We start from the raw sequence: 22,168 nt of genomic DNA, 5'->3' as shown, positions 1-22,168 counted from the left end.
AGCTATGCAAATGACATTAAAGGCTGTCTCTTCAAGCCTTGGTGCTGACCTTCCTATAAATGCTTTAGTCCAAAACAATTAATTTCCAATCCTGTCCGCCGGCACTATAGGTTTTTAAATCCCTAAACCCTACTGCGTAATGGGCATTTAAAGAACGTTGGTTGCTAGCGTCTACCTCCGTAATAATTTGCTTAAATCTAGGCTGAACCGCACTTTTCATAGCTTCATACAGTTTTCTGAAGATGCCCTGCCGCCGGTAGGTCTTGTCTATGCAAATCTGCCCCATAACTATGTACGAAGCTTCCCTAGGTATTACTTTTGATATTTCATTGAACATGGGTTTTAATACTTTAATGTCGCTCCCAAATTGGGGGTGCATACATAGGGCGTAACCAACCACTTTCCCTTGGTCTTGGGCTATAATATGTGGGCAAGCTGCATTCATTGCCGTCAACTGTTCCAGGGTATGGGCTACCGTAACAAAGCCTTCCTTTTCCTTTTCGTTGTCAGTTACATTAGTGATAAGGTTCTGTTGTTGTAGGTCCAGAATTTGTTGTAACTGGCTAAGTTTGGTGCTACCGCTGTATATTATCGCCATATTATTCCACCTTTAACCAATCCTTTCTGTTTTTAAGCATTTTTTTGCTCGGTTTGTTTCCGTGCTTTTCCATTAATTCTATGGTGTAAGTTGGATCTGACGTTAATGTAACGGTGGTGTTTTTGGGCATACCAAAGCGGGTATAAGCTATTTTTATACTTTCACCTACCTTAAACTGCCCTATAAGCTCCTTAAAATTTTGATTTGCTGTCAGAGGGATGTTGTTAATGGCGGTGATAACATCCCCATTTTCCAGACCTGCCTGGTAAGCAGGTCCTCCAATTGGGGTGTTCTTTTGTATGGTACCTGACCCAAATTGGTTGATGCCAACACTGGCCCCAAAATAGGGTTGGTGGGTCTGGCGTTTTAGGACTACGCCAACAGATTTGAACAACTCCTCATAATTGGGCATATCACTGTTATGGATATAACGATCAAAAAAATGATTTCCAAATTCCTTACCGGCATATTGTATCAGGGTTTCACGTAAATCCCTAAGGGTATAAGGTATTTCTTGTTTGCCATAGGTCTTCCATACCAATTTCATGAAATCATCCAAATCCAGTTTGTTTTGTCGCAACGATAGGTCTAGGGCCAATCCCAATACACTGCCATAGGAATAGTAGGAAACAAAGGTATTGTCTCTATTTACGGGATCTACGGAGGTTGCCGCGTCCACAAAGGGTGCCTGATAACTCATTTCTATGGGGTTAAAGAACTGTAGGGCTGGGGAATTCCACACATAATTGAAAGTGCCCTTAAGGCCCTCTATGTAATCTTTGGGGCTTATGATGCCGGCCCTGCATAGGGTAAGGTTGGTGTAGTAACTGGTAAAACCTTCGGCAAACCATAGTTCCCCACTCATATTGGCCTGATCGAAATTAAAGGGCTCTAGGGATTTAGGGCGTATTCTTTCCACGTTCCATCCGTGGAAAAATTCATGGGCAACGGTTCCAATGTTATTTTTCATGCCCCCTTCTGCCAGCCCCTCCCTATCGGTAAGGATGGTGGAATTCCGGTGTTCCATCCCATCGCCTGAGACATTGGGCATATAGCATGCCAAGAAGGTGTACTTGCCATAATCGTACTGTGGCAATTGGGAAAAAACGTCCTTTTCGGCCAATACCACTTTTTTTACCTGTTCAAAATAGGTGTCCAGTTCAGCTTGGGTACCATTATGGTGCAGAACAAATTCTATAGTCTGTGGACTTCCGTTGTTGTCTACCACAAATTCCCGTTGTCCAAAGTCGCTAATTTCCGTGGGGCTGTCCATAAAATATTGCAAATTGGGTGCTGTATAGGTGTGGCCTGTAACCTTTGGCATCTGGGTGGCTACTTTCCAGTTGAGGTCTTCCCGTGGATTAAAATCTACTTCAATCTGCCGATTGCCCAGCTCGTTGACATACATAAAGGTGGCCGGAATATTTAAGTGTGCATGGGTCTCATCAATTTGTGAATAGGTTCCATCCCCGCGATTGGCAAAAAGGGTGTAGCTGATATTAACTTCTCCATCATGGTCTTTAATGTCCCATTGATAAGGGTTTGGCCTGAGGATTTCCAAGACCTTTCCCTTGCTATCCGTAGCCTTAAAATTATAAACGTTTTTTGCAAACTCGTGCAGGGCGTAGCGTCCAGGGGAGGAGCGGCCCATACGAACCGATAGGGGACCTGGATCCAAATCGGGAAAGGTGGCGGTGATCTCTGCCTCATGATGTACGGCATTATCAAAGGAAATGGTATAACGGTTGGTTTGGCCATATACGTTTATTGCCAAGGCAAGGAGTAGCAGGCTAAGGACTGTGGTTTTCATTTTGTTGTAAACAGTGGTTCTGAAAAATAATGTAGCGGTAAGCAAAAATTGCTTCCCATTTTATTAGCTTTTAAAAACGAATATACTATTTAAATACAGGATATGCTACATTTGTAATATGACCGAATTTCCAAAAAAATTGATGGCAAAACTCTCCGCTAGGGAGGCAGGCAATGCATTGCGAAAATTGTCCGTGCCCAATGGGCTGGTAGATTTTTCTTCCAATGACTATCTGGGCTTTGCCAGAAAGAGGGGTATTCTTGAAGAAGCCATTAGGGTTATGGAAACCGGGAATGGTGTTTTCAACGGGGCTACTGGTTCCCGTCTGTTAACAGGCAACAAGGCATTGCACGTGGAGTTGGAGTCTTTTTTGGCAGACTATTTTGGCAATCCGGCAGCACTTCTGTTCAACTCTGGATATGATGCCAATATAGGGTTCTTCAGTGCTGTTCCCCAACGCACTGATGTAGTTTTTTATGATGAGTTGTGCCACGCCAGTATAAGGGATGGTATTGCCATGGGGCGTGCCCAAAGCTTTAAGTTTAGGCATAACAAATTGGAACATTTAAGTAAGCAGATAGATCGGGTGCAGCAGTCTAAAGTTGATAGTGATATCTATGTGGTAACCGAATCGGTTTTTTCCATGGACGGGGATTCCCCGGATTTGGAAGCTTTGGTGGTACTGTGTGAGAACAAGGGAGTTTATCTGGTCTTGGACGAGGCACATGCCATTGGGGTTTTTGGTAAAAAGGGGACAGGTCTACTAAATGAATTGAATTTGGAAGACAGGGTATTTGCCACTGTAGTCACCTTTGGAAAGGCCATGGGATGTCATGGAGCGGCTGTATTGGGTAATGAGGCACTAAAACGTTTTTTGGTAAATTTTGCCCGTAGTTTTATTTATACAACAGCCATGCCACCGCATTCCTTGGCAACTATACAGGCGGCCTTTGAATTTTTGTCGAGTTCCCAAACAGAACAACAGTCGTTAGTAGAAAATATTACTTTTTTTAAGGATCAACTTAGGGCATTGGATCTAGAGGCCCATTTTATACCTAGTAATTCTGCCGTACACTGTTGCGTGGTAGCGGGCAATGAAAAGGTAAAGGCTTGCGCCTCGCAATTGCAAGAGAAGGGATTTGATGTGAGACCTATAATGTCTCCCACGGTTCCCCAGGGCAAGGAGCGTTTGCGGTTTTGCCTGCATGGTTTTAATACCGAAAAAGAAATAAAAGAGGTGCTTTTAGCCCTGTCCAAATTATTATAAACTCTTATTTATGTCGATACCGGAATTTTATACCCTGGCTACCTTTGAATATGTAGCCGATGTGCAAATATTAAAGGGCCAACTGGAGTCGGACGGTATCCCAGTATTTTTAAGGGACGAGAATACCCTTAACTCGGACCCGATGATCAGCAATGCCATAGGAGGAGTTAAACTACAGGTGTATTATTCAGATAGGGGGAGGGCCACCGATATCTACAATGAGGTCCGGGCCTATGCTGTGGATGACCAAGGTAACCTTAGGGTCTGCCCCAATTGCAAGGCAAGGAGAATGGAGATTTATTATAACAGGAAAGGACTTTTTTATAAACTTTTTCCTTTTTTTGAAAAAAGAAAGTATAAATGTCTAAATTGTGAATTCATAACAGAACCAGATTAGAATGAAACATTTTTTTGTGACCGGAATATCTACAGACGTAGGTAAAACCATTACCTCGGCTGTAATGGTCGAAGCTTTGGAGGCAGATTATTGGAAACCAGTACAAACAGGGGATGATTCCGATAGTGAAACGATATCCGAATTAATTTCCAACTCCAAAACCGTTTTGCATAAGAGTAGTTATTCCTTGAAAGCTCCCATGAGTCCACATGCGGCAGCCGATTTAGAAGGTGTATATATAGACCATAATAAAATACAGGAGCCCAAAAGTGAAAATCATATGGTTATTGAAGGGGCTGGCGGTATATTGGTTCCCTTAAATAATACAGATACTATTCTGGATATTATTATGCCTACATATCAAGTAATTGTAGTGGTAAAGCATTATTTGGGAAGTATCAATCATTCGCTACTGACAATAAAATGGTTATTATTAAAGGGTTATGATGTGGCCGTTCTATATAATGGGGAGCCTAATCCTACTTCTGAAGAAATTATAACCAAGACAACAGGGGTTCCGGTTTTGGGCAGAATTGGCCATGAGGATACCCTGAACAAGGAGGTGATAAAGAAATACGCAGCAGAACTACGTCCTGCATTGTTGGCTTTGTAAAACCTTAGGTTGCCGGTGCCACTCCTAGTGTTTTAACGGGAATGGGTTTGTATGATATCCTAAAATGAAACCGGATAGGGGTAGTGTTTTAAGTCATTATTCCCCATCTTTGCACCGCAATTTAAAAAGCTTAGTCAATTGAAAAGTCTATCGGAAAGGGATGAGAAGCATCTTTGGCATCCGCTTACCCAGCACAAACTGCACCCTAAAATGCTTGGGATCAGCAAGGCAAAGGGGGCCGTATTGTACGATGAAAATGGAAAGGAGTATATAGATGGTATTTCTTCTTGGTATACCGCCATGTACGGTCATTGCAATGAAGCGATTATTGATCGGGTATATCAACAAATGCAACGATTGGACCAAGTTGTCTTTAGTGGATTTACCCATGAACCGGCCGTAGCGTTGTCCGAAGCATTGATTCCGCTCTTGCCAGCCAATCAGGAAAAATTGTTTTTTTCGGATAATGGTTCCACCTCTACCGAGATTGGGATAAAGATGGCTTTGCAGTATCACCACAATAAAGGGAAAAAGCGTTCTGTTCTATTGGCTTTTGAAGATGGTTTTCACGGTGATACCTTTGGCGCTATGTCGGTCTCCAGCCTGTCCGTATATAATGGTCCGTTCGAGGATTATTTTATCGAGGTAAAGAGGATTCCTGTTCCCACGGATGACAATATTGGCAGCCTCTTGCATGATTTGGAAAACAATATAGATCTTGGTTTTATAGCCGGGTTTATCTACGAGCCATTAGTGCAGGGTGCAGCAGCCATGAAAATGCACCGGGCGGAACATTTGGAGAAAATTTTGAAGCTCATAAAGTCCCATGGCGTATTGGCCATAGCCGATGAGGTGATGACGGGATTTGGAAAAACCGGAAAGCACTTTGCTTCCGATTATATGGAGGTGAAGCCCGATATTATATGTATGTCCAAGGCCCTTACGGCAGGGATGCTCCCCATGGCGGTGACCAGCTGTACTCAAGAGGTTTACGATGCTTTTTATAGCGATGATATTGCAAAGGGGCTTTTTCACGGGCATACCTATACGGCAAATCCCTTGGCCTGTTCTGCGGCTTTGGCGGGAATAGAATTGCTAAAATCGGAGGCAATTCAAAAAAATATAAGTCGAATAATACAGTGGCACCAGGAGTTTGATGCCGAAATAAAGGACCATCCAAAAGTAGCGGCCACTAGGCAAATTGGGGTTATCTACGCTTTGGATCTTAATATTGCCATGGAGCGTTATGGAAATGTTAGGGATAAACTGTTCAAGCATTTTATGGACTCAGGGGTTTTTCTTAGGCCTCTTGGGAATACCATTTATATTTTGGCGCCCTATATCACGACCAAGGAGCAAATGCAAAAGATTTACAGTAGCATAAAGGAAGTGCTGGCTAATTTTTAATCCATGGAGAACCAACCTATTTATATTACCGCTTTGTCTTCCGTATCCCCATTGGGTACAACCCTAGAGGGGGCTTGGAAAAATTATAAGCAGTCTGGACATTGTTTGCAGGAGAAAACTTTTGGTGCCCATATGGCTTGGGTAGCCCCTTTGACCGCATCATGTATGAAAGAGGTTAAAGCGGTAAGGGATTCCGATCCCAAATACCAAAATCTGGACGAGACGGTGATTTACGCGCTCCATGCCTCCAGGAAGGCTATTGCGGAAGCTGGTTGGCAAGATGCCGACTTTGGAGTAAATATAGGCTCTTCCAGAGGGGCTACAGGGCTTTTTGAGAAGTATCATGCCGAATTTGTAGAAAATGGCGAGGCCTCTACCTTGTCTTCCCCTACTACCACTTTGGGGAATATCTCTTCTTGGGTGGCCCATGACCTACAGACCCAAGGCCCGGAAATATCGCATTCCATTACCTGTTCCACCGCCTTGCATTCCCTCTTGAACGGGGTAGCTTGGCTTAAAAGTGGTATGGCCAATAAATTTCTGGTAGGGGGTAGCGAGGCACCCTTAACGCCCTTTACCATTGCACAGATGAAGGCTTTAAAAGTTTATTCCCGGTTTGCGTCCAACGACCCCGGAGGTTACCCTTGTAGGGCATTGGATTTGGATAAAAAACAAAATACCATGGTTTTGGGCGAAGCGGCCTCCATGGCGTGTTTGGAAAGAGGTAATGTTAAGGATGCCCTTGCCCGTATTGAAGGATTGGGGTATGCTACCGAGATTCTAAAACACAATATTAGCATATCCTCTGATGCCGTTTGTTTTCAGCGATCCATGAAAATGGCCTTGGAAGGGATAGATCCTAAAGAGGTAGATGTTGTAGTGTTGCACGCTCCAGGTACCATTAAAGGGGATCTGTCCGAAGTTAGGGCCATAAAAAAAGTATTTGGAGAAGTTGTACCGGCTTTGACAACCAATAAATGGAAGGTGGGGCATTCATTTGGGACCTCCGGGATGTTAAGTTTGGAATTGGCAGTTTTAATGTTGCGGCACCAAGAGTTTGTAGGCGTACCTTTTGTAACCTATGATGCCGTTCCAAAACAGATTAACAAAGTATTGGTGAATGCAGTTGGTTTTGGCGGGAATGCGGTGAGTGTTCTGCTAAGCAAATAGCGGAATATGTATTATCCATAGATAACTCTCCAAGCGTTAAGTTTCTTTTCCGAAGTGTTGATTCCCATAAGAGGAAACGTATTTTGAGGCCTTTTAAAAGTGTAATCCACTAATTTAAGGAATGGTTTATTGCAATTTTTGCGGATTATAGGTTATTTTTGACCCCTAAACCAATGTTGGCTTAGGGATAATAGCGACATCCTTTTTGGGATTATGGAGCCATGGCGAAGTAATTACAAAAAGATATAGCGGTTAGCCCGACCCCGGCTTCCTTGCTCGTCAAACACCTACAAGTAGGACCTGCAAGGTCTTGAAGACCTTGTAGGTCTACACCTTGCAGGAGAAAGGCAAGGAAGCCGGGGGAAGCCCCAGATAAGAACTAAAAAGTATGAGCGAAGTAAGACATAATTGGACCAAACAGGAAATACTGGATATTTACAATAAACCGTTTATGGAGCTGCTCTATGAGGCGGCAACAGTACATAGGGAGTATCACGATCCCAATACGGTGCAGGTGTCTACTTTGTTGTCTATAAAAACTGGCGGATGTCCCGAGGATTGCGGCTATTGTCCACAGGCTGCTCGCTACCATACCAATGTGGAGGGCAATGACCTTATGTCGGTTTCACAGGTAAAGGCACAGGCTTTGCGCGCTAAATCCTCTGGTAGTTCCAGGGTGTGTATGGGTGCCGCTTGGAGAAATGTTAAGGACGGACCTGAGTTTGATCAGGTGTTGGAGATGGTACGTACCATTAACAAGTTGGACATGGAAGTATGTTGTACCCTGGGAATGATTACAGAAAATCAGGCCCAGCGTTTGGCCGAGGCCGGATTATACGCCTACAACCACAATTTGGACACCTCCGAGGACTATTATAAGGATGTAATCTCTACCCGTGCCTTTAAAGATCGTTTGGATACTATAGATAATGTACGTAAGAGTAATGTTACCGTTTGTAGCGGGGGTATTATAGGTATGGGCGAGGCTTTGGAGGACAGGGCAGGAATGTTAGTGGCCCTTTCTACCTTGGATCCGCAACCGGAATCCGTTCCCATCAATGCCTTGGTAGCCGTTGAAGGTACACCAATGGCCGACCTACCTCCTATACCTATCTGGGATATGGTGCGTATGGTGGCCACTACCAGGATTATTATGCCGCAGACACAAGTACGATTATCTGCCGGTAGAACCCAAATGAGCAGGGAAGGACAGGCCATGTGCTTCTTTGCCGGAGCCAATTCTATTTTTGCCGGTGACAAATTGCTTACCACGCCCAACCCGGATGTAAATGAGGATATGGAGATGTTTAAGCTTTTGGGGCTTAATCCCCAGAAACCCTTTACTAAGGTATCGCAACCTAAAACCGTGGAGGCCGAAGAGTCCCAATTCCAGGCGAAAGGTGAAAAACCAAAATGGACAAGGCCCGGACATACCATTGATCGTAACGAGGCGGCAAAAAAGAAGGCCAATCTAGCGGAGTAAAACACGGCTGTACAACATTTCAAGAGAATTGATATAGGTTTTTTAACTTTGCTGATGCCTATTGGGGTATTGCCCGTATTACCATGGGGTCGTTGCTAGGGTTAATTTTGATGCCGCTAAGCGATTTTGTAGAATGGTTTAGGGTATTGGATTAGTATGGCCGTGATAAGAGGCGTCATCCAAATATTCGGTCATTTGTGGCAGGTCCAAAAACGGGGGATAATATAATAAACAACCATATTGCTTTGAACTTAAAAGAAATTCCGAGGGTAAGGAGTATTGCCAAAGAAGAGTTTCTCAAAAACTATTTTAGGCCCCAGAAACCTGTGGTCATAGAAAAGTGCATTGAGGGCTGGCCCGCCTATACCAAATGGAATTTTGAGTATATGCGGCAAGTGGCCGGGCATAAAACGGTGCCCTTATATGATGATAGGCCCGTACACCATGAGGATGGCTTTAATGAGCCACATGCTACCATGAAAATGTCACAGTATTTGGACCTGTTGCAAAACCAACCTACCAAGTATCGTATCTTTCTTTGGAACATACTTAAAGAAGTGCCGGAATTGCAGAAAGATTTTACCTTCCCTGATTTTGGTCTTAGCCTTATGAAAGGGCTGCCCATGTTGTTTTTTGGTGGTGCCAATTCGCACACTTTTATGCATTACGACATTGATTTGGCCAATATTTTTCATTTTCATTTTGCGGGAAAAAAAGAGGTAATACTGTTTCCTCAGTCCGAGAATAAGTATCTGTACAAGGTGCCACATTCTTTAATTACGCATGAAAGCATAGATTTTTCCAATCCAGATTATGAAAAATGGCCGGCCCTGAAGAATGCCTCCGGATATAAGGCACATTTGGAACACGGCGAAGTGCTTTATATGCCAGAGGGGTATTGGCATTATATGAAATATATAACTCCTGGATTTTCCATGAGCTTAAGAGCCTTGGCAAGGAATCCGCTGAATTTGGGAAAAGCTTTTTACAATGTCTTGGTGATGCGGTATTATGATAATATTATGCGTAAGCTAAAAGGTCAGGAGTGGATAGATTGGAAAAATGAACAGGCTATTGAGAGAACAAATAAGCAGGTGTATTAAGCGTATTTTGTAGGAAAGGAATACCTTTGTGCCCTTTAATCAATATAATATTATTAGGAAAAAATGAAAAAATTACTTTTTGTATTTGTGTTTGTATTGGCCGTTACTTCTGTTAACGCACAGGCCTTTGAAGGTAGGGAAGATATGAAATTCCAGATAGGGGCCAATTTTCAGGATAATGGTACCGGTATTGTAGCTATTTATGACTATGGTCTGGGTGAAAATTTCTCTATTGGCCTCTCCTCTTCCTATGTTCTTGATGTGGAGGAAAGTATCAATGCCGATTTTGGGGACCGAATTGACCTAAGGGCGCGATTCAATGCCAATTTGGGTTCTGTTTTTCAATTAGGGGGCAAGGCCGATATCTACCCTGGATTGGACCTAGGTCTTAAAAATTTTGGCGGGCATTTGGGAGTGCGCTACTTTTTTACGGACGGATTTGGTTTGTTTAGCGAAATTTCCGCGCCTTTGGCAAAGTACAACACCGATACTTTAACCTTGGCCGAGGAACTTAACAATCAATTTGTTTTTAGTATAGGGGCTTCGTTTAGCCTAAATTAATAAAGAATTATAGGCTCCCGCCCTTTTTATGGCAAATTGGCGGGAGTTTCTATTTTGTTGTGGGGAGGAGTTCAAATACTTTACCATATACTAGTTCACTTTCCCAACCGCGGTACAACAGGTAGTCTGCCAATTTCTTTCGCCTTTTGTGCAGCTCCTTGTCCTTTATCTCTGCCAGTCTCTTCCTGGCTAGCTCATCAAAAACATTTAAATAGTCCTGCTGATCTATTTCCTGTAGGGCCAATTGTACGTTGTATTTGGATATATCCCGGTGTTTTAGCTCTTTTGTGATTCTTTTTTTGCCCCATTTCTTTATGTTGAATTTCCCTCTGGCAAAACTTCTTGCAAATCGCTCTTCGTTCAGATAATTTTCCTGAATCAGATGTCCAAGGATTTGATCTATTGCTTGGGGAATCATGCGCATTTCCCTAAGCTTGTCTATCACCTCTTTGTGGCAGCGGTCCTGATAGGCACAATATCCCTCCAATTTTTTGGTGGCTTCATCTACGGAAAAGGAGTTTTTAGGGGATTTCATGGTATTGTTGGGTATATGATTGGGTAATGTTTTTTTTGCCGATGTGTTAAAGTGGTTTAATTATTATTTCATACCTCTAAGGGATTATTTTAGGAAGGTGTTTGCTTGAGACTGGATGAGGAATGAAAAATTAACTCATTATAAGGAAGACGTAACAGCTCCGTAGTGGTGAGTATTGGTCCAATGACCTCATTAACATTAGTAAACCTACCATTTCTTCTAGTTGGTAAGACTGTAAATATATGTTGGTTTGTGGTATTGATAAATCTACTGGTTTATTTTGTTCAAAACCCTAAAAAAGAGAAGGGATTAGTGTGGTTAATTTTGGGACTTAAATTGGTGAACTAGTTATAATGTAATTATATTTATGCCTCACAAAAAAACTATTTTTCAAAATGAATAACAAATTAAAAGTGAGCTTCCTTGCGATGAACTTGCTGGTGGCATTGGTGACTTTTTCCTATGGACAAAAAATTAATTCTATTGAAGGACGCTGGGATATGGTAATTTCTCAAGAAGGTAAGGAACTGCCATCATGGTTGGAGATCCGTCATTCCGGAAGTCGTACTTTGGTTGGTAGGTTTGTGTACGCCATGGGTAGTGCGCGACCAATTTCCGAGGTAAAAATGAAGGATGGAAAATTTAGCTTTGCCATTCCACCACAATGGGAAAGTGGGAATAGGGATATGGAATTTGAAGGCACTATGAATGGTGATAAATTAAGTGGAACCATGTTATATACCAATGGTAAGACTTATACTTGGGAGGCTGTAAGAGCACCTAAACTTGCGTATACCAAAAACCCTAAATGGGGTAAGCCAATTAAATTGTTCAATGGCAAGAACCTTAAGGGGTGGCATGCAATGGGAGAAAACCAATGGATGGTGGAATCTGGAGTATTGAAAAGTCCAAAATCTGGTTCTAACCTGGTATCCGATGAAAAATTTAAGGATTTTAAACTGCATTTGGAGTTTAAGTATCCAAAAGGAAGTAATAGCGGTGTTTACCTACGTGGGCGTTATGAAGTACAGATTACCGATAGTAAGGGGGCCGAGCCTTCGGACGTGGAATACAGTGGGGTATATGGCTTTTTAACACCCAGTGAGGTGGTGGCCAAGGCTGCTGGGGAATGGCAGGAGTATGATATAACCCTTATTGGTAGAAGGGTAACAGTGGTAGCCAATGGAACCAAGGTCATCTGTGACCAGATAATTCCCGGTATTACTGGTGGAGCGTTGGATAGCTATGAAGGTGAGCCGGGACCAATATATTTTCAGGGGGATCACGGTCCAATAGAATTTAGAAATATTGTGGTGACCCCAAGGATAGACTAATTATCCATGGAAATCCAGGATAGTAGAAAAGTGTTTTAACAAAAAAAGCGACTCCGTATTGGAAGTCGCTTTTTGTTAGTATATGGTTTTACCGTCTTTATTCTTAAATCGGTATTCAAGATACGTATATGCATCCCTAGGTTGAATCCTAATCCATCTTTTGTGTTCCAAAAACCATTTGGAGCGTATAGAGGGGAATCCTTTGGTTAAATACGCGGCAATAAATGGATGTATATTTAATATAATACTATTATCTTTTGCCGGGCCTTTTAACAACTTTTCTAGGTCTGCGTTTATCTTGTCTATCAGTACAATTGGGGCTTCTACCTCCTGGCCAGTGCCATTGGGGTTTTCCTCACTTGTTTTGATATTCATTTCGGGTCTTACCCGTTGTCTTGTAATTTGTATAAGTCCAAACTTACTGGGAGGCAGTATCTTGTGTTTGGCTCTATCGTCTTTCATCTCATCCCTAAGATGATCAAAAAGTCGCCTCCTGTGTTCGCCCTTGCCCATATCTATGAAATCTACTACGATAATTCCTCCCATATCGCGTAGGCGCAATTGTCTTGCTATTTCCGATGCGGCCAATAAGTTTACTTCCAGGGCAGTATCTTCCTGATTTTTGGCCTTATTGGAGCGGTTACCACTGTTAACGTCTATAACGTGAAGGGCCTCTGTATGTTCAATGATCAAATAGGCGCCCTTACTCATGGAGGCCGTTCGGCCAAAGGAAGTTTTGATTTGTCTTTCTATCCCAAATTTTTCAAAAATAGGGACATTGGACGTATACAACTTTACAATAGATTCTTTCTGAGGTGCAATTTCGTGCACATAATCTTTTACTTGTTCAAATAGCGTTTCGTCATCTACATGAATTCCGGTAAAGGAATCATTAAAGACATCCCTAAGAATGGAGGAAGCCCTGTTGAGCTCTACCAAAACTTTGGATGGATGCGGTGCTCTTTGAATTTTATTGCACATTACTGTCCATTTGTTCAGTAAATTTTGCAAATCTTTGTCTAGTTCTGCTACTTTTTTGCCTTCTGCTACTGTTCGGATAATAACGCCAAACCCTTTAGGTTTAATACTCTTTACGAGTCTTTTTAACCTATCTTTTTCTTCTTTGCTCTCTATTTTTTGCGAAACGGATACGCGATCGGAAAAAGGGACCATGACCAAGTAACGGCCAGCTATGGAAAGTTCAGAGCTTATTCTAGGTCCTTTGGTGGAAATGGGTTCCTTTACTATTTGTACCAATAAGGATTGATTGGCTTTGATAACATCATTGATGCTACCATTTTTGTCAATATCTTCTTCAAACTGAAAATTACTTAAAGAGTAATCCTTAAGTTTTCCAGTGCTAACTTTTTTTATGAATTTCAACATAGAAGCTAGTTGCGGCCCTAAATCGTGGTAATGTAGAAAGGCATCTTTCTCATACCCCACATTTACGAAGGCAGCATTAAGACCGGTAACGGGCTTTCTGACCTTGGCAATTAAAATATCGCCAACGGCAAAGTCGTTACTGTCCTCTTCTTTGTGTAATTCAGTGAGTTTTCCATCCTTTAGCAAGGCAAAATCGACGGCATTGGAACTAGATCTTACGATTAATTCTCTATTCACCTGAATTAATTTATATTCATCCCAGTACTTAATAGCTATCAAGTGGGGACAAATGATTAAACAATAATTTTACAGGTTGTATAAACCCGTCGAAATTCTTTTGTGAATTTCTATGTCAAGGAACGTATAAAACGAAAAAGTAGTTGTAACAACTACTTTTTCTTGTGTCGGTTAGCTCTCCGGCGCTTCTTGCGCTTGTGGGTAGCTACCTTATGTCTTTTTCTTTTTTTACCACTAGGCATAGAGGTCTACTTTTTTAGATTAATACTATTTTATTTAACTTGTACATTACTCTTAACTCCTTCTACAAAAACTTTTGCAGGCTTAAATGCGGGGATATTGTGCGCAGGAATTTTTATAGTAGTGTTCTTTGAAATGTTCCTACCAGTTTTTTCAGCTCTTGTTTTAATAATAAAACTGCCGAAACCTCTTAGGTATACGTTGTCGCCACTCTCTAAAGATGTTTTAACTTCATCCATGAAAGATTCCACAGTTGCTTGTACATCTCCTTTTTCAATTCCCAGTTTTTCTGAGATTCTCGTTACAATTTCCGCTTTCGTCATTTTAACTAAATAGATTTCTTAGTATTTTTTTTTCGGGATGCAAATATATGAATTAAATTCTATCTTTCATCGCTAAGGAACTTAATTTTAAGTTAGTAAACGATTACTTTTGTAAATTATCCCTTAGTAGATGAATTTTTCTAGATTAATTTTACAGTGGTACAAGGAAAATAAGAGGCTTTTGCCGTGGCGGGAAACAAATGATCCATACCGTATTTGGCTTTCGGAAATAATGTTGCAACAGACTCGGGTGGCACAGGGAATCCCCTATTATCTGAAGTTTGTAAAGGCTTATCCCCAAGTTCAAGATTTAGCCAGGGCCAAAGAGGAGGAGGTACTAAAACTTTGGCAGGGGTTGGGGTACTATTCCAGGGCAAGAAATTTACACGCAACAGCAAAAATAATTACCGAAGAATATAACGGGAAGTTCCCCAGTAGCTATAAGGAGCTTTTAAGTCTTAAGGGAGTGGGCGATTACACGGCCAGTGCCATTGCCTCTATCTGCTTTAATTTGCCAAAAGCTGTTGTAGATGGTAATGTCTACAGGGTCTTGGCCCGCTACTACGGGATAGACTTACCTATAAATAGTAGGGAAGGTGTGCATTATTTTAAGGAAAAGGCCACGAAAGTCATGGATACGGCCAATATACGTTATTACAATCAAGGGATTATGGAATTTGGGGCCTTGCAATGTACGCCCCAGAATCCCAATTGCAGGGAATGTCCCCTTCAAGATAGCTGTGTTGCCTTTTCAACAAATAGCGTTGGTAGTTTGCCGGTTAAATTAAAAAAGAACAAGGTTCGCCATCGCTTTTTTAATTATTTGGTGCCCATAGACGGAAATAAAAAAACAATGCTACGGCAACGTAGAGGGAAGGGGATATGGCAAAATTTATATGAATTTCCGCTACTGGAAACAGGGAAGGATATAGAGGTTGGTGATCTTACCGAAAATTTAGCAAATTATGAAGGGTTGGAAGAACCGTCAGAGGTGTATCTTCATAATGAGGATAAAATAGTTCACAAGCTTTCCCATCAGCACTTGCATACCAGGTTTTGGATCGTAACGCCCAGCGCTAATCTAGAGGAGGGAATACCAATTGGGGAATTGCACAAGTATCCCGTTCCAGTTTTAATCGCAGATTTCATTAAAACGCTTAAAATTTAGTACTTTTGAACTAATAAAGAAGTTATGAGCGGAACACTAAACAAGGTAATGCTGATAGGGCATTTGGGAGATGAGGTCAAAATCCACTATTTTGATGGTGGCAACTGTATAGGGAGGTTTCCCTTGGCAACCAACGAGACCTATACCAATAAGCAAACAGGTGAGAGGGTTACCAATACAGATTGGCATAATGTTGTTGTAAGGAACAAGGCGGCGGAAATTTGTGAAAAATACCTGGGTAAGGGCGATAAAATATATGTTGAGGGGCGATTAAAAAACCGTCAGTGGCAAGGGGAAGATGGCAATACCCGGTATACTACAGAGGTTCATGTTCATGACTTTACCTTTTTAAGCACAAAAAGTGATAGCAATGCCAATGCGCAATCGGCAAATCAAAAGCCACAGCAGAGTCCGTCTCCAACAACAAATAAGGCAAGCGAACCCTTAGGGGGAAGTGAAGCTGAACAGGAGGACGATCTGCCATTCTAATCTAATTAAATTTAAAATCTGACTATTGGACCCAGACCCCCTTAGTTTATTGTTGAATTTTGTCGCGATCGAGAGCGGTTTTACCATAAAAATCGCAATACTAATTATTCTTTTGTTTTGTTCTGCCCTTATTTCTGGGGCCGAAGTTGCTTTTTTTGGTCTGTCGCCAACCGATGTAAACCAAATTGAGGAAAAAAAGACTGCCAAAGGCAAAGTTATTGTCCAGCTTTTGGACCGCCCCAAAAAACTGCTGGCCACTATTCTAATTGCCAATAACACCATTAATATTGGTGTGGTGCTGTTGTTCAATGAAATAGGCAATACCATATTTTCTGATATTACCTATTTGGTATTGGGGGTTGTTCCCGTGCGTTTTCTTTTAGAGGTGGTGGTGGTTACCTTTTTAATCTTGATGTTCGGGGAGATCCTGCCCAAGGTGTATGCCAACAGGAACAGGTTTACCTTTGCTTTTTTTATGGCGTATCCCCTAAAGATGTTGGATCTAATTTTTAGTCCTTTAAGTATGCCTATGCGCTCGGCAACCATCTATATGTACAACAAATTTGGTAAGCAGAAGAGTAGCCTTAGTGTGGGGCATTTGTCCCAGGCTTTAGAGCTTACCTCTGAGGGCGATACCACTGTTGAGGAACAGAAAATTTTGGAGGGTATAGTGTCTTTTGGCAATACAGATACCAAACAGGTAATGCGACCAAGGATAGATATTTTTGCACTGAACGAGGAAATGAAATTCCCAGAGGTTTTGGAGGAAATAAAGACACATGGATATTCCAGGATTCCTGTTTTTTCAGAAAATATGGATAATGTCTTGGGGGTCTTGTATGTAAAGGATCTGCTGCCGTATATAGACCGTAAGGCTTTTAATTGGATGTCCTTGATCAGGGAGCCATACTTTGTTCCTGAAAATAAAAAACTCGATAATCTGTTATTGGACTTTCAAACCAAAAAGAACCACCTGGCAATAGTGGTGGATGAGTACGGGGGGACTTCCGGAATAGTGACATTGGAGGATATTATTGAGGAAATTGTGGGGGATATTAGCGATGAATTTGATGATGAGGATTTGATATTTTCCAAGTTGGACGATTTTAACTATGTATTTGACGGCAAAACCACCTTAAAGGATTTTTATAGGGTGGCCAAAATAGGGGATGAAGAAGATTTTGAAGAGCAAAAAGGTGAATCTGAAACCGTAGCGGGCTTTGTCCTGGAGATTGCGGGTAGTTTTCCCAAGAGGGGTGAGGTGGTCCGTTTTAAAGAGTATCAGTTTGTTGTGGAGAGCTTGGATAAAAAGCGGTTAAAACAAATAAAAATTACATTGCCACATGAAGTATAGTTGGGGAATTTTATGTTTTGCGATAATTGCCATGTCGGCCTGTAAGGATGATGTGCTGCCCAAGCCCAAGGCTATGCTACGTCTGGAATACCCTGCGGGTAAGGAAAAGGTCTTGGAAACCGATCATTTTGTGCTTAGGTACAATGAAATGGCCAGGTTAAAATCCCAATCCGGTACTTCCTTTGTTTTGGATTACCCCTTGATGAGGGGTTCCATATTTGTGAATTACAAGAAGGTGGACGGTAATTTGGACAAGCTGCTCTCCGATGCACAAAAACTGAGTTATGAGCATGTTGTAAAAGCCGACGGTATTTACGAGGAGCCGGTGGTGAACCGGCCCAATGATGTGTATGGTATGTATTATGAGGTAAAGGGAGATGCTGCTTCCCAGTCCCAGTTTTACGTAACGGACAGTACCCGTCATTTTGTTACGGGTTCCCTTTATTTTTATGCCAAGCCCAACTATGACTCCATCTTGCCAGCGGCTGTATATCTGCAGCAGGATATTAGAAATATCATTACTTCCCTGCGTTGGAAGGAATAATGGTTAATCTCCCAATTAGTGGTTCTTAAGTAATTCTTGTGCCCTGCTGATGCTGGTGTTTATCTGATCCCGTAGTGCCTTCACTTTGGACTCCTCTTCGTCTAACCATTTTTGTTTTTCTGGGGTCAGAGCCTTGCCTTTTAATATCTCATCACCATCGAAGCGTTCCCCAAATCCTTTCATCCAATCCATCATTGCCTTATGTGCGGCCTTTAAATCCTCTCTGGCAGCCGCCATTGAATCTGAAGTGGTGTCATTGGTTATTTTTTCATCCAATTGGGACACCAGTTTACCTATGGTTCCCATTTTTGGCATAACCTCGTCATGGATGGCCATTACCTGCTTCATTTGGGAATTCTCCTTGTTCTCTTCCTTACAGGAGTGGGTAATGGTGATTAGTGTCGCAAGAAATAGGATTAAGTGTTTTTTAGTCATCAGTACAGATTTATTGTGCCGGGCGTAACCCGTTTGCTTTTGGTGTGTTTATAGGAAATACACCTATAGGATAAGCTTAGTGGGCCTTGCGCTTTTTAAGGGTATAAAGATACTAATTTAGGGTTGTTGTCCGATCTGTTTTTGTTCCATTTTTTTTGTCTACTAGGACATGGGATATTGTGTATGCCCTAATTCCAGGGTCTAAATGTGTATTGGGGGCTGCTTGATTGTTTTGGGAAATGGCGGTTTTGTGGGGCATTGGATGAAAAATCCTAAAAAAAAGTAAGGAGCTTTATTTGCGGGGTGGTTGTATTTAAAGGGCTCAGGGGTATCAGTGGCAATTCTATGTTAATTTGCGTGCATAAATCATTAAAATTCTGTAAATTAAATGCATAACCTAAAAACAATACTTACTATGAAACAGTTCGCTCTTCCCATTAGGTTTGGCATAGCCGTAAGCGGCTCTTTGATTGCCTACTTTTTATTGTTGTCTCTTTTTAACTTGCATACCAATATCTATTATAGTTTGTTCAATGGGGTTATAACAGGATTTGGTATATATGAGGCCATAAAATATTTTAGGCTCAAGCAGGGGGTAGCTTTTAATTATGGAAGTGGATTTACTGCCGGAATAGTGACGGGCTTTGTGGGAACTTTGATATTTACACTTTTCTTTGCTTTTTATTCCACAGAGATAAACGTTGGGTTTTTGGGAGAACTCTCTGAGGTGTGGTTCAAAGATTACAATACTTCCGAAGGCATAGTTTTCTTTACCGTAGCCATTATGGGGTTTGCCACTACCCTTGTTCTGACCCTGTCGTTTATGCAATTGTTCAAGTCTTCTAACAACCTGAAGCGAAAATCAGTTTAAAAATCCAAAAAAACACTTGTAGATTAAGGATTTAGGAGTATATTTGCACCCGCTTGACCAGATGTTGGGCTAGTTCTTAATTTTATAAATAACACATAAGCTATGTACGCAATTGTAGAGATAGCAGGGCAGCAATTTAAAGTTGCGAAAGACCAAAAAGTGTATGTTCACCGTTTACAGGACGAAGAAGGTAGCAAAGTAACCTTTGACAATGTTCTTTTGTTGGAAGATGGTAGTAACATTACAATTGGCGCCCCAGCTATAGACGGAGCCGCTGTTGAGGCTAAAGTCATTAAGCACCTAAAGGGTGATAAGGTAATTGTCTTTAAGAAGAAAAGACGTAAAGGTTACAAGAAGAAAAACGGTCATCGTCAGTATTTGACGGAATTGGTAATTGAAGGTATTACTGCCTCTGGAGCCAAAAAAGCCGCAAAGAAAGATGCTAAGCCAGCTGCAAAAAAAGCAGAGGCAAAAGCTGAAGCGCCTAAAAAGGCAGAAGCAAAAGCTACCGACGATTTAAGTAAAAATACGGTTGCTGAGCTAAGGGAAATGGCAAAAGCTAAAGGAGTTGAAGGGTATTCTTCAATGAAAAAAGCAGAATTGATTGCCGCTTTAAGTTAATAACAAGTATTAAAACAATATATCATGGCACATAAGAAAGGTGTAGGTAGTTCTAAAAACGGTAGGGAATCAGAATCGAAACGCTTAGGGGTTAAGATTTATGGTGGCCAAGCTGCCGTCGCTGGAAACATCATTGTAAGACAGCGTGGTACAAAACACAATCCAGGTGAAAATGTTTATGCTGGAAAAGATCATACTTTGCATGCAAGAGTAGATGGTCTTGTTAAATTTCAAAAGAAAGCTGGCGGAAAATCGTTTGTTTCCGTAGAGCCATTTGAGGCTTAGTATATACTAGCTTTAAAATTTATAAAAACTCTTTCCAGAAATGGGAAGGGTTTTTTTGTTTTAATACTTTTTTCTGGCTTTTACATCCCTTTACATATGCGTTTGGGTTAGCAATAAATTTAAATGGGGACAGTAGATAATTGAGGCTTTTATATTTTAGGGGAAATCCTAAAAATAAATGTCATGAAAAAAATGCTAGCCTGTAGTTTTTTGTCTCTTTCTTTGTTGTTTTCCAGTTGTTTGGGTTCTTTTGGAGCCTTTAATAACCTAAAAGATTGGAATCAAAATGTCTCTAATAGTAAGTTTGTGAATAATTTAATTTTCTGGGGACTTAATATTATTCCCGTTTATGGTATTTTCTTTGTTGGGGACGCGGTTATTTTTAATGTAATCGAATTCTGGTCCGGCTCCAACCCAATTGCTATGGAGGAGGGCGATTCTGAAATGCAGATCGTAGAGCACGATGGAAATACCATTAGAATGCTGGCCACAAAGAACAGATTGGAAATAAAGGTGCTTCAGGGTCCTAAAAAAGGAGAAAAGCTGGATTTGCTCTATAAGCCACATGAAAAGTCTTGGAACGCAATTAGGCCCAGTGGTGAGATTATTAAACTATCCTCTTTTGAAGATGGGTTCTATTTGGTCCATACCCCCGATGGTGAAGGTATAAAGATAGATCCAATGCAGACCAAGGAAGAAGGTTTGGCGTTGGTTAAGGAACATGCCCTTTGTTTTGATCAGAATAGTAGAGTGGCCAAGGCGTACTAAGAAAGGTTTTTAAGCTTCTGTCCAGTGTCTGAACTGGTAAATTGGACGATGGGACACTACCACTTTTGATTGCGGAAATTGTGCAACATGGCAAAGGCCACGGTTTTGGAAAGGTAGTCCTCTAAATTATAGGAGGGAATGGGTAAAATGCTTTCCAGGAGACGTGTGTCCCATTTGTTAGGCTTGGAGGTCATATAGGGAAGCAAATGCATTCCAATGGTCTGGTAATAGAATTCCTCTGTTTTGGAGGCAAAGCCCGTTGTGGTATTGATAGGGTCTTCGGTAAAACTAAAATTGGAAAAGCCTACAACATCTAAAATCCTTGATATTCCTTTTATCATATTGGTCTCTGTGGAGTTCACAATGTTCAATTGCCCTATATCATGGGAAATAACCTTGGCAATCACCTGTGCGACATAATCTGTGGGAATAATATTCAATCCTGCACTTTGCTCTATGGTAAGGCGTATGCTGTCCTTGGAATTATGGTTGTGGAAAAATTTTGCAAAAAGATAGAACACCATATACTTGGAAATAAAATAATTGGGAGGCTCGTTAATATTTCCTCCAAGAACACTGGGCCTTAGGATTTGAACTGGAATATTCTTCTCTTTTCCAGTTTTTATTAGGAATTTTTCGGCAGCGTGTTTTGAGGCTTCATAATGATTGCGATAGTCCCGGTTATCCAAAAGGGAATAATCGTCCCCAATTAGTCCACCTACATTTCCAGAGGCAAAGGCTGTACTGATGTAAACGAACTTTCCAATGTAGTTGGAATAGCTGTTAAAAATGTTCTTGGTAAACTGAAGGTTTTGACTAAACACTTCTTGTTCTGCCTCGGGGTGGGTAGAGAGGTTTACAAATCCTGCCGAGTGTATAAAATAATCCAATTTGTGGTTCCCAAGAAAAGAATCGGGATCCAATAATTGCTCGGCGTCCACCACCTTAATCTTTTTTACTACCGCAGCTAGGTTTTCTTTGATAAAATCCGTTGCAAATTCACTATTTACAATGTTTAAAATCCTTGTCTTGGGAGTCTGGTGAGATTTTTTTCGAACAGGGAGGTAAATGGTGTTAAGGCTGTTGAACCTTTGTTCCATTAATGAAAATAGCACCCTGGAACCCAAGGTTCCCGTGGCTCCTGTTAAGAGTATGTTCATAAGGGTAGT

At 41.4% G+C, this 22,168-nt stretch carries 24 protein-coding genes; 17 read left to right on the top strand and 7 right to left on the bottom strand.

What is annotated here, in order from left to right:
- Window positions 1-64: 64 nt before the first annotated feature.
- Both EHW67_RS05115 and EHW67_RS05110 read right to left on the bottom strand, forming a co-directional pair.
- On the bottom strand, window positions 65-598 hold the full coding sequence (locus EHW67_RS05115; RefSeq protein WP_126161283.1) for a GNAT family N-acetyltransferase: 534 nt from the start codon (window positions 596-598) through the stop codon (window positions 65-67).
- Window position 599: 1 nt separating this feature from the next.
- Window positions 600-2,408 (bottom strand): M61 family metallopeptidase, encoded by a 1,809-nt coding sequence (locus EHW67_RS05110; protein WP_126161282.1) that lies wholly within the window; start codon window positions 2,406-2,408, stop codon window positions 600-602.
- Window positions 2,409-2,526: 118 nt separating this feature from the next.
- Between EHW67_RS05110 and EHW67_RS05105 the strand changes: the two genes are divergently transcribed.
- The 8 genes from EHW67_RS05105 (at window position 2,527) to EHW67_RS05070 (ending at window position 10,409) form a co-directional block, all read left to right on the top strand.
- A complete protein-coding gene (locus EHW67_RS05105; protein ID WP_126161281.1) occupies window positions 2,527-3,675 on the top strand; it encodes an aminotransferase class I/II-fold pyridoxal phosphate-dependent enzyme in 1,149 nt (382 codons plus the stop codon).
- A gap of 10 nt (window positions 3,676-3,685) precedes the next feature.
- Window positions 3,686-4,072 carry a putative signal transducing protein gene (locus EHW67_RS05100; RefSeq protein ID WP_126161280.1) on the top strand — a complete coding sequence of 129 codons (387 nt, stop codon included), beginning with the start codon at window positions 3,686-3,688 and terminating at the stop codon, window positions 4,070-4,072.
- Window position 4,073: 1 nt separating this feature from the next.
- Window positions 4,074-4,685: a dethiobiotin synthase gene (bioD, locus tag EHW67_RS05095; protein ID WP_126161279.1), complete on the top strand. Its 612-nt coding sequence runs from the start codon at window positions 4,074-4,076 to the stop codon at window positions 4,683-4,685.
- A 138-nt stretch (window positions 4,686-4,823) separates the two neighbouring features.
- Window positions 4,824-6,092: an adenosylmethionine--8-amino-7-oxononanoate transaminase gene (gene bioA / locus EHW67_RS05090; RefSeq protein ID WP_126161278.1), complete on the top strand. Its 1,269-nt coding sequence runs from the start codon at window positions 4,824-4,826 to the stop codon at window positions 6,090-6,092.
- Window positions 6,093-6,095: 3 nt separating this feature from the next.
- On the top strand, window positions 6,096-7,262 hold the full coding sequence (locus EHW67_RS05085; protein ID WP_126161277.1) for a beta-ketoacyl synthase N-terminal-like domain-containing protein: 1,167 nt from the start codon (window positions 6,096-6,098) through the stop codon (window positions 7,260-7,262).
- A gap of 388 nt (window positions 7,263-7,650) precedes the next feature.
- Window positions 7,651-8,745: a biotin synthase BioB gene (gene bioB, locus EHW67_RS05080; RefSeq protein WP_126161276.1), complete on the top strand. Its 1,095-nt coding sequence runs from the start codon at window positions 7,651-7,653 to the stop codon at window positions 8,743-8,745.
- 239 nt (window positions 8,746-8,984) lie between these two features.
- Window positions 8,985-9,848: a cupin-like domain-containing protein gene (locus tag EHW67_RS05075; RefSeq protein ID WP_126161698.1), complete on the top strand. Its 864-nt coding sequence runs from the start codon at window positions 8,985-8,987 to the stop codon at window positions 9,846-9,848.
- A 63-nt stretch (window positions 9,849-9,911) separates the two neighbouring features.
- Window positions 9,912-10,409, top strand: a complete 498-nt coding sequence (locus tag EHW67_RS05070; protein ID WP_126161275.1) for a DUF6646 family protein — start codon at window positions 9,912-9,914, stop codon at window positions 10,407-10,409.
- 49 nt (window positions 10,410-10,458) lie between these two features.
- Here EHW67_RS05070 and EHW67_RS05065 read toward each other — a convergent pair whose 3' ends face one another.
- The gene (locus EHW67_RS05065) at window positions 10,459-10,944 is read right to left on the bottom strand and encodes a regulatory protein RecX (RefSeq protein WP_126161274.1); all 486 of its coding nucleotides are present in this window, start codon (window positions 10,942-10,944) and stop codon (window positions 10,459-10,461) included.
- Window positions 10,945-11,339: 395 nt separating this feature from the next.
- On the opposite strand from EHW67_RS05065, the gene EHW67_RS05060 reads away from it, so the two are divergent.
- A complete protein-coding gene (locus tag EHW67_RS05060) occupies window positions 11,340-12,278 on the top strand; it encodes a 3-keto-disaccharide hydrolase (protein WP_126161273.1) in 939 nt (312 codons plus the stop codon).
- Between the two features lie 75 nt (window positions 12,279-12,353).
- On the opposite strand, the gene EHW67_RS05055 is transcribed toward EHW67_RS05060, so the two are convergent.
- Window positions 12,354-13,901 carry an Rne/Rng family ribonuclease gene (locus tag EHW67_RS05055; protein WP_126161272.1) on the bottom strand — a complete coding sequence of 516 codons (1,548 nt, stop codon included), beginning with the start codon at window positions 13,899-13,901 and terminating at the stop codon, window positions 12,354-12,356.
- A gap of 272 nt (window positions 13,902-14,173) precedes the next feature.
- Window positions 14,174-14,464: an HU family DNA-binding protein gene (locus tag EHW67_RS05050; RefSeq protein WP_126161271.1), complete on the bottom strand. Its 291-nt coding sequence runs from the start codon at window positions 14,462-14,464 to the stop codon at window positions 14,174-14,176.
- Between the two features lie 130 nt (window positions 14,465-14,594).
- Between EHW67_RS05050 and mutY the strand changes: the two genes are divergently transcribed.
- From mutY to gldD, 4 genes are read left to right on the top strand one after another with little or no spacing between them, the layout of a single operon-like run.
- The gene (gene mutY, locus EHW67_RS05045; protein ID WP_126161270.1) at window positions 14,595-15,632 is read left to right on the top strand and encodes an A/G-specific adenine glycosylase; all 1,038 of its coding nucleotides are present in this window, start codon (window positions 14,595-14,597) and stop codon (window positions 15,630-15,632) included.
- Window positions 15,633-15,656: 24 nt separating this feature from the next.
- Window positions 15,657-16,121 (top strand): single-stranded DNA-binding protein, encoded by a 465-nt coding sequence (locus tag EHW67_RS05040; protein ID WP_126161269.1) that lies wholly within the window; start codon window positions 15,657-15,659, stop codon window positions 16,119-16,121.
- Between the two features lie 25 nt (window positions 16,122-16,146).
- The gene (locus EHW67_RS05035) at window positions 16,147-17,475 is read left to right on the top strand and encodes a gliding motility-associated protein GldE (RefSeq protein WP_126161268.1); all 1,329 of its coding nucleotides are present in this window, start codon (window positions 16,147-16,149) and stop codon (window positions 17,473-17,475) included.
- The gene (gldD, locus tag EHW67_RS05030; protein ID WP_126161267.1) at window positions 17,465-18,019 is read left to right on the top strand and encodes a gliding motility lipoprotein GldD; all 555 of its coding nucleotides are present in this window, start codon (window positions 17,465-17,467) and stop codon (window positions 18,017-18,019) included. Before EHW67_RS05035 ends, gldD begins: the two co-directional genes overlap by 11 nt.
- 15 nt (window positions 18,020-18,034) lie before the next feature.
- Here gldD and EHW67_RS05025 read toward each other — a convergent pair whose 3' ends face one another.
- Window positions 18,035-18,454 carry a hypothetical protein gene (locus tag EHW67_RS05025; protein ID WP_126161266.1) on the bottom strand — a complete coding sequence of 140 codons (420 nt, stop codon included), beginning with the start codon at window positions 18,452-18,454 and terminating at the stop codon, window positions 18,035-18,037.
- 415 nt (window positions 18,455-18,869) lie between these two features.
- Between EHW67_RS05025 and EHW67_RS05020 the strand changes: the two genes are divergently transcribed.
- From EHW67_RS05020 to EHW67_RS05005, 4 genes are all read left to right on the top strand, one after another.
- Entirely contained in the window at window positions 18,870-19,325 is a 456-nt protein-coding gene (locus tag EHW67_RS05020; protein WP_126161265.1) for a DUF4199 domain-containing protein, read from the top strand.
- Between the two features lie 102 nt (window positions 19,326-19,427).
- Window positions 19,428-19,946, top strand: coding sequence for a 50S ribosomal protein L21 (gene rplU / locus EHW67_RS05015; protein ID WP_126161264.1), 519 nt, complete (start codon window positions 19,428-19,430; stop codon window positions 19,944-19,946).
- A 24-nt stretch (window positions 19,947-19,970) separates the two neighbouring features.
- Complete coding sequence (gene rpmA / locus EHW67_RS05010) at window positions 19,971-20,231, top strand: 50S ribosomal protein L27 (RefSeq protein ID WP_126161263.1); 261 nt, start codon at window positions 19,971-19,973, stop codon at window positions 20,229-20,231.
- 183 nt (window positions 20,232-20,414) lie between these two features.
- Window positions 20,415-20,999: a DUF3332 domain-containing protein gene (locus EHW67_RS05005; RefSeq protein ID WP_126161262.1), complete on the top strand. Its 585-nt coding sequence runs from the start codon at window positions 20,415-20,417 to the stop codon at window positions 20,997-20,999.
- A 56-nt stretch (window positions 21,000-21,055) separates the two neighbouring features.
- Here the strand turns inward: EHW67_RS05005 and EHW67_RS05000 are convergent, their stop codons facing one another.
- Window positions 21,056-22,159 (bottom strand): SDR family oxidoreductase, encoded by a 1,104-nt coding sequence (locus EHW67_RS05000; RefSeq protein WP_126161261.1) that lies wholly within the window; start codon window positions 22,157-22,159, stop codon window positions 21,056-21,058.
- Window positions 22,160-22,168 lie beyond the last annotated feature (9 nt).

It is taken from the genome of Arenibacter aquaticus (genome assembly GCF_003957295.1).
Lineage (GTDB): Bacteria > Bacteroidota > Bacteroidia > Flavobacteriales > Flavobacteriaceae > Arenibacter > Arenibacter aquaticus.
This window is presented reverse-complemented; position numbering and strand designations above follow the sequence as displayed.

What these genes read in the sequence shown, in the direction of transcription:
- EHW67_RS05100 (WP_126161280.1), top strand. Translation starts at nt 3,686, where the DNA reads ATGTCGATACCGGAATTTTATACCCTGGCTACCTTTGAATATGTAGCC.
- EHW67_RS05110 (WP_126161282.1), bottom strand. Translation starts at nt 2,408, where the DNA reads ATGAAAACCACAGTCCTTAGCCTGCTACTCCTTGCCTTGGCAATAAAC.
- gldD (WP_126161267.1), top strand. Translation starts at nt 17,465, where the DNA reads ATGAAGTATAGTTGGGGAATTTTATGTTTTGCGATAATTGCCATGTCG.
- EHW67_RS05040 (WP_126161269.1), top strand. Translation starts at nt 15,657, where the DNA reads ATGAGCGGAACACTAAACAAGGTAATGCTGATAGGGCATTTGGGAGAT.
- EHW67_RS05020 (WP_126161265.1), top strand. Translation starts at nt 18,870, where the DNA reads ATGAAACAGTTCGCTCTTCCCATTAGGTTTGGCATAGCCGTAAGCGGC.
- rplU (WP_126161264.1), top strand. Translation starts at nt 19,428, where the DNA reads ATGTACGCAATTGTAGAGATAGCAGGGCAGCAATTTAAAGTTGCGAAA.
- EHW67_RS05025 (WP_126161266.1), bottom strand. Translation starts at nt 18,454, where the DNA reads ATGACTAAAAAACACTTAATCCTATTTCTTGCGACACTAATCACCATT.
- EHW67_RS05005 (WP_126161262.1), top strand. Translation starts at nt 20,415, where the DNA reads ATGAAAAAAATGCTAGCCTGTAGTTTTTTGTCTCTTTCTTTGTTGTTT.
- EHW67_RS05085 (WP_126161277.1), top strand. Translation starts at nt 6,096, where the DNA reads ATGGAGAACCAACCTATTTATATTACCGCTTTGTCTTCCGTATCCCCA.
- EHW67_RS05065 (WP_126161274.1), bottom strand. Translation starts at nt 10,944, where the DNA reads ATGAAATCCCCTAAAAACTCCTTTTCCGTAGATGAAGCCACCAAAAAA.
- EHW67_RS05050 (WP_126161271.1), bottom strand. Translation starts at nt 14,464, where the DNA reads ATGACGAAAGCGGAAATTGTAACGAGAATCTCAGAAAAACTGGGAATT.
- EHW67_RS05105 (WP_126161281.1), top strand. Translation starts at nt 2,527, where the DNA reads ATGACCGAATTTCCAAAAAAATTGATGGCAAAACTCTCCGCTAGGGAG.
- rpmA (WP_126161263.1), top strand. Translation starts at nt 19,971, where the DNA reads ATGGCACATAAGAAAGGTGTAGGTAGTTCTAAAAACGGTAGGGAATCA.
- bioB (WP_126161276.1), top strand. Translation starts at nt 7,651, where the DNA reads ATGAGCGAAGTAAGACATAATTGGACCAAACAGGAAATACTGGATATT.
- EHW67_RS05070 (WP_126161275.1), top strand. Translation starts at nt 9,912, where the DNA reads ATGAAAAAATTACTTTTTGTATTTGTGTTTGTATTGGCCGTTACTTCT.
- EHW67_RS05000 (WP_126161261.1), bottom strand. Translation starts at nt 22,159, where the DNA reads ATGAACATACTCTTAACAGGAGCCACGGGAACCTTGGGTTCCAGGGTG.
- bioD (WP_126161279.1), top strand. Translation starts at nt 4,074, where the DNA reads ATGAAACATTTTTTTGTGACCGGAATATCTACAGACGTAGGTAAAACC.
- EHW67_RS05060 (WP_126161273.1), top strand. Translation starts at nt 11,340, where the DNA reads ATGAATAACAAATTAAAAGTGAGCTTCCTTGCGATGAACTTGCTGGTG.
- mutY (WP_126161270.1), top strand. Translation starts at nt 14,595, where the DNA reads ATGAATTTTTCTAGATTAATTTTACAGTGGTACAAGGAAAATAAGAGG.
- EHW67_RS05115 (WP_126161283.1), bottom strand. Translation starts at nt 598, where the DNA reads ATGGCGATAATATACAGCGGTAGCACCAAACTTAGCCAGTTACAACAA.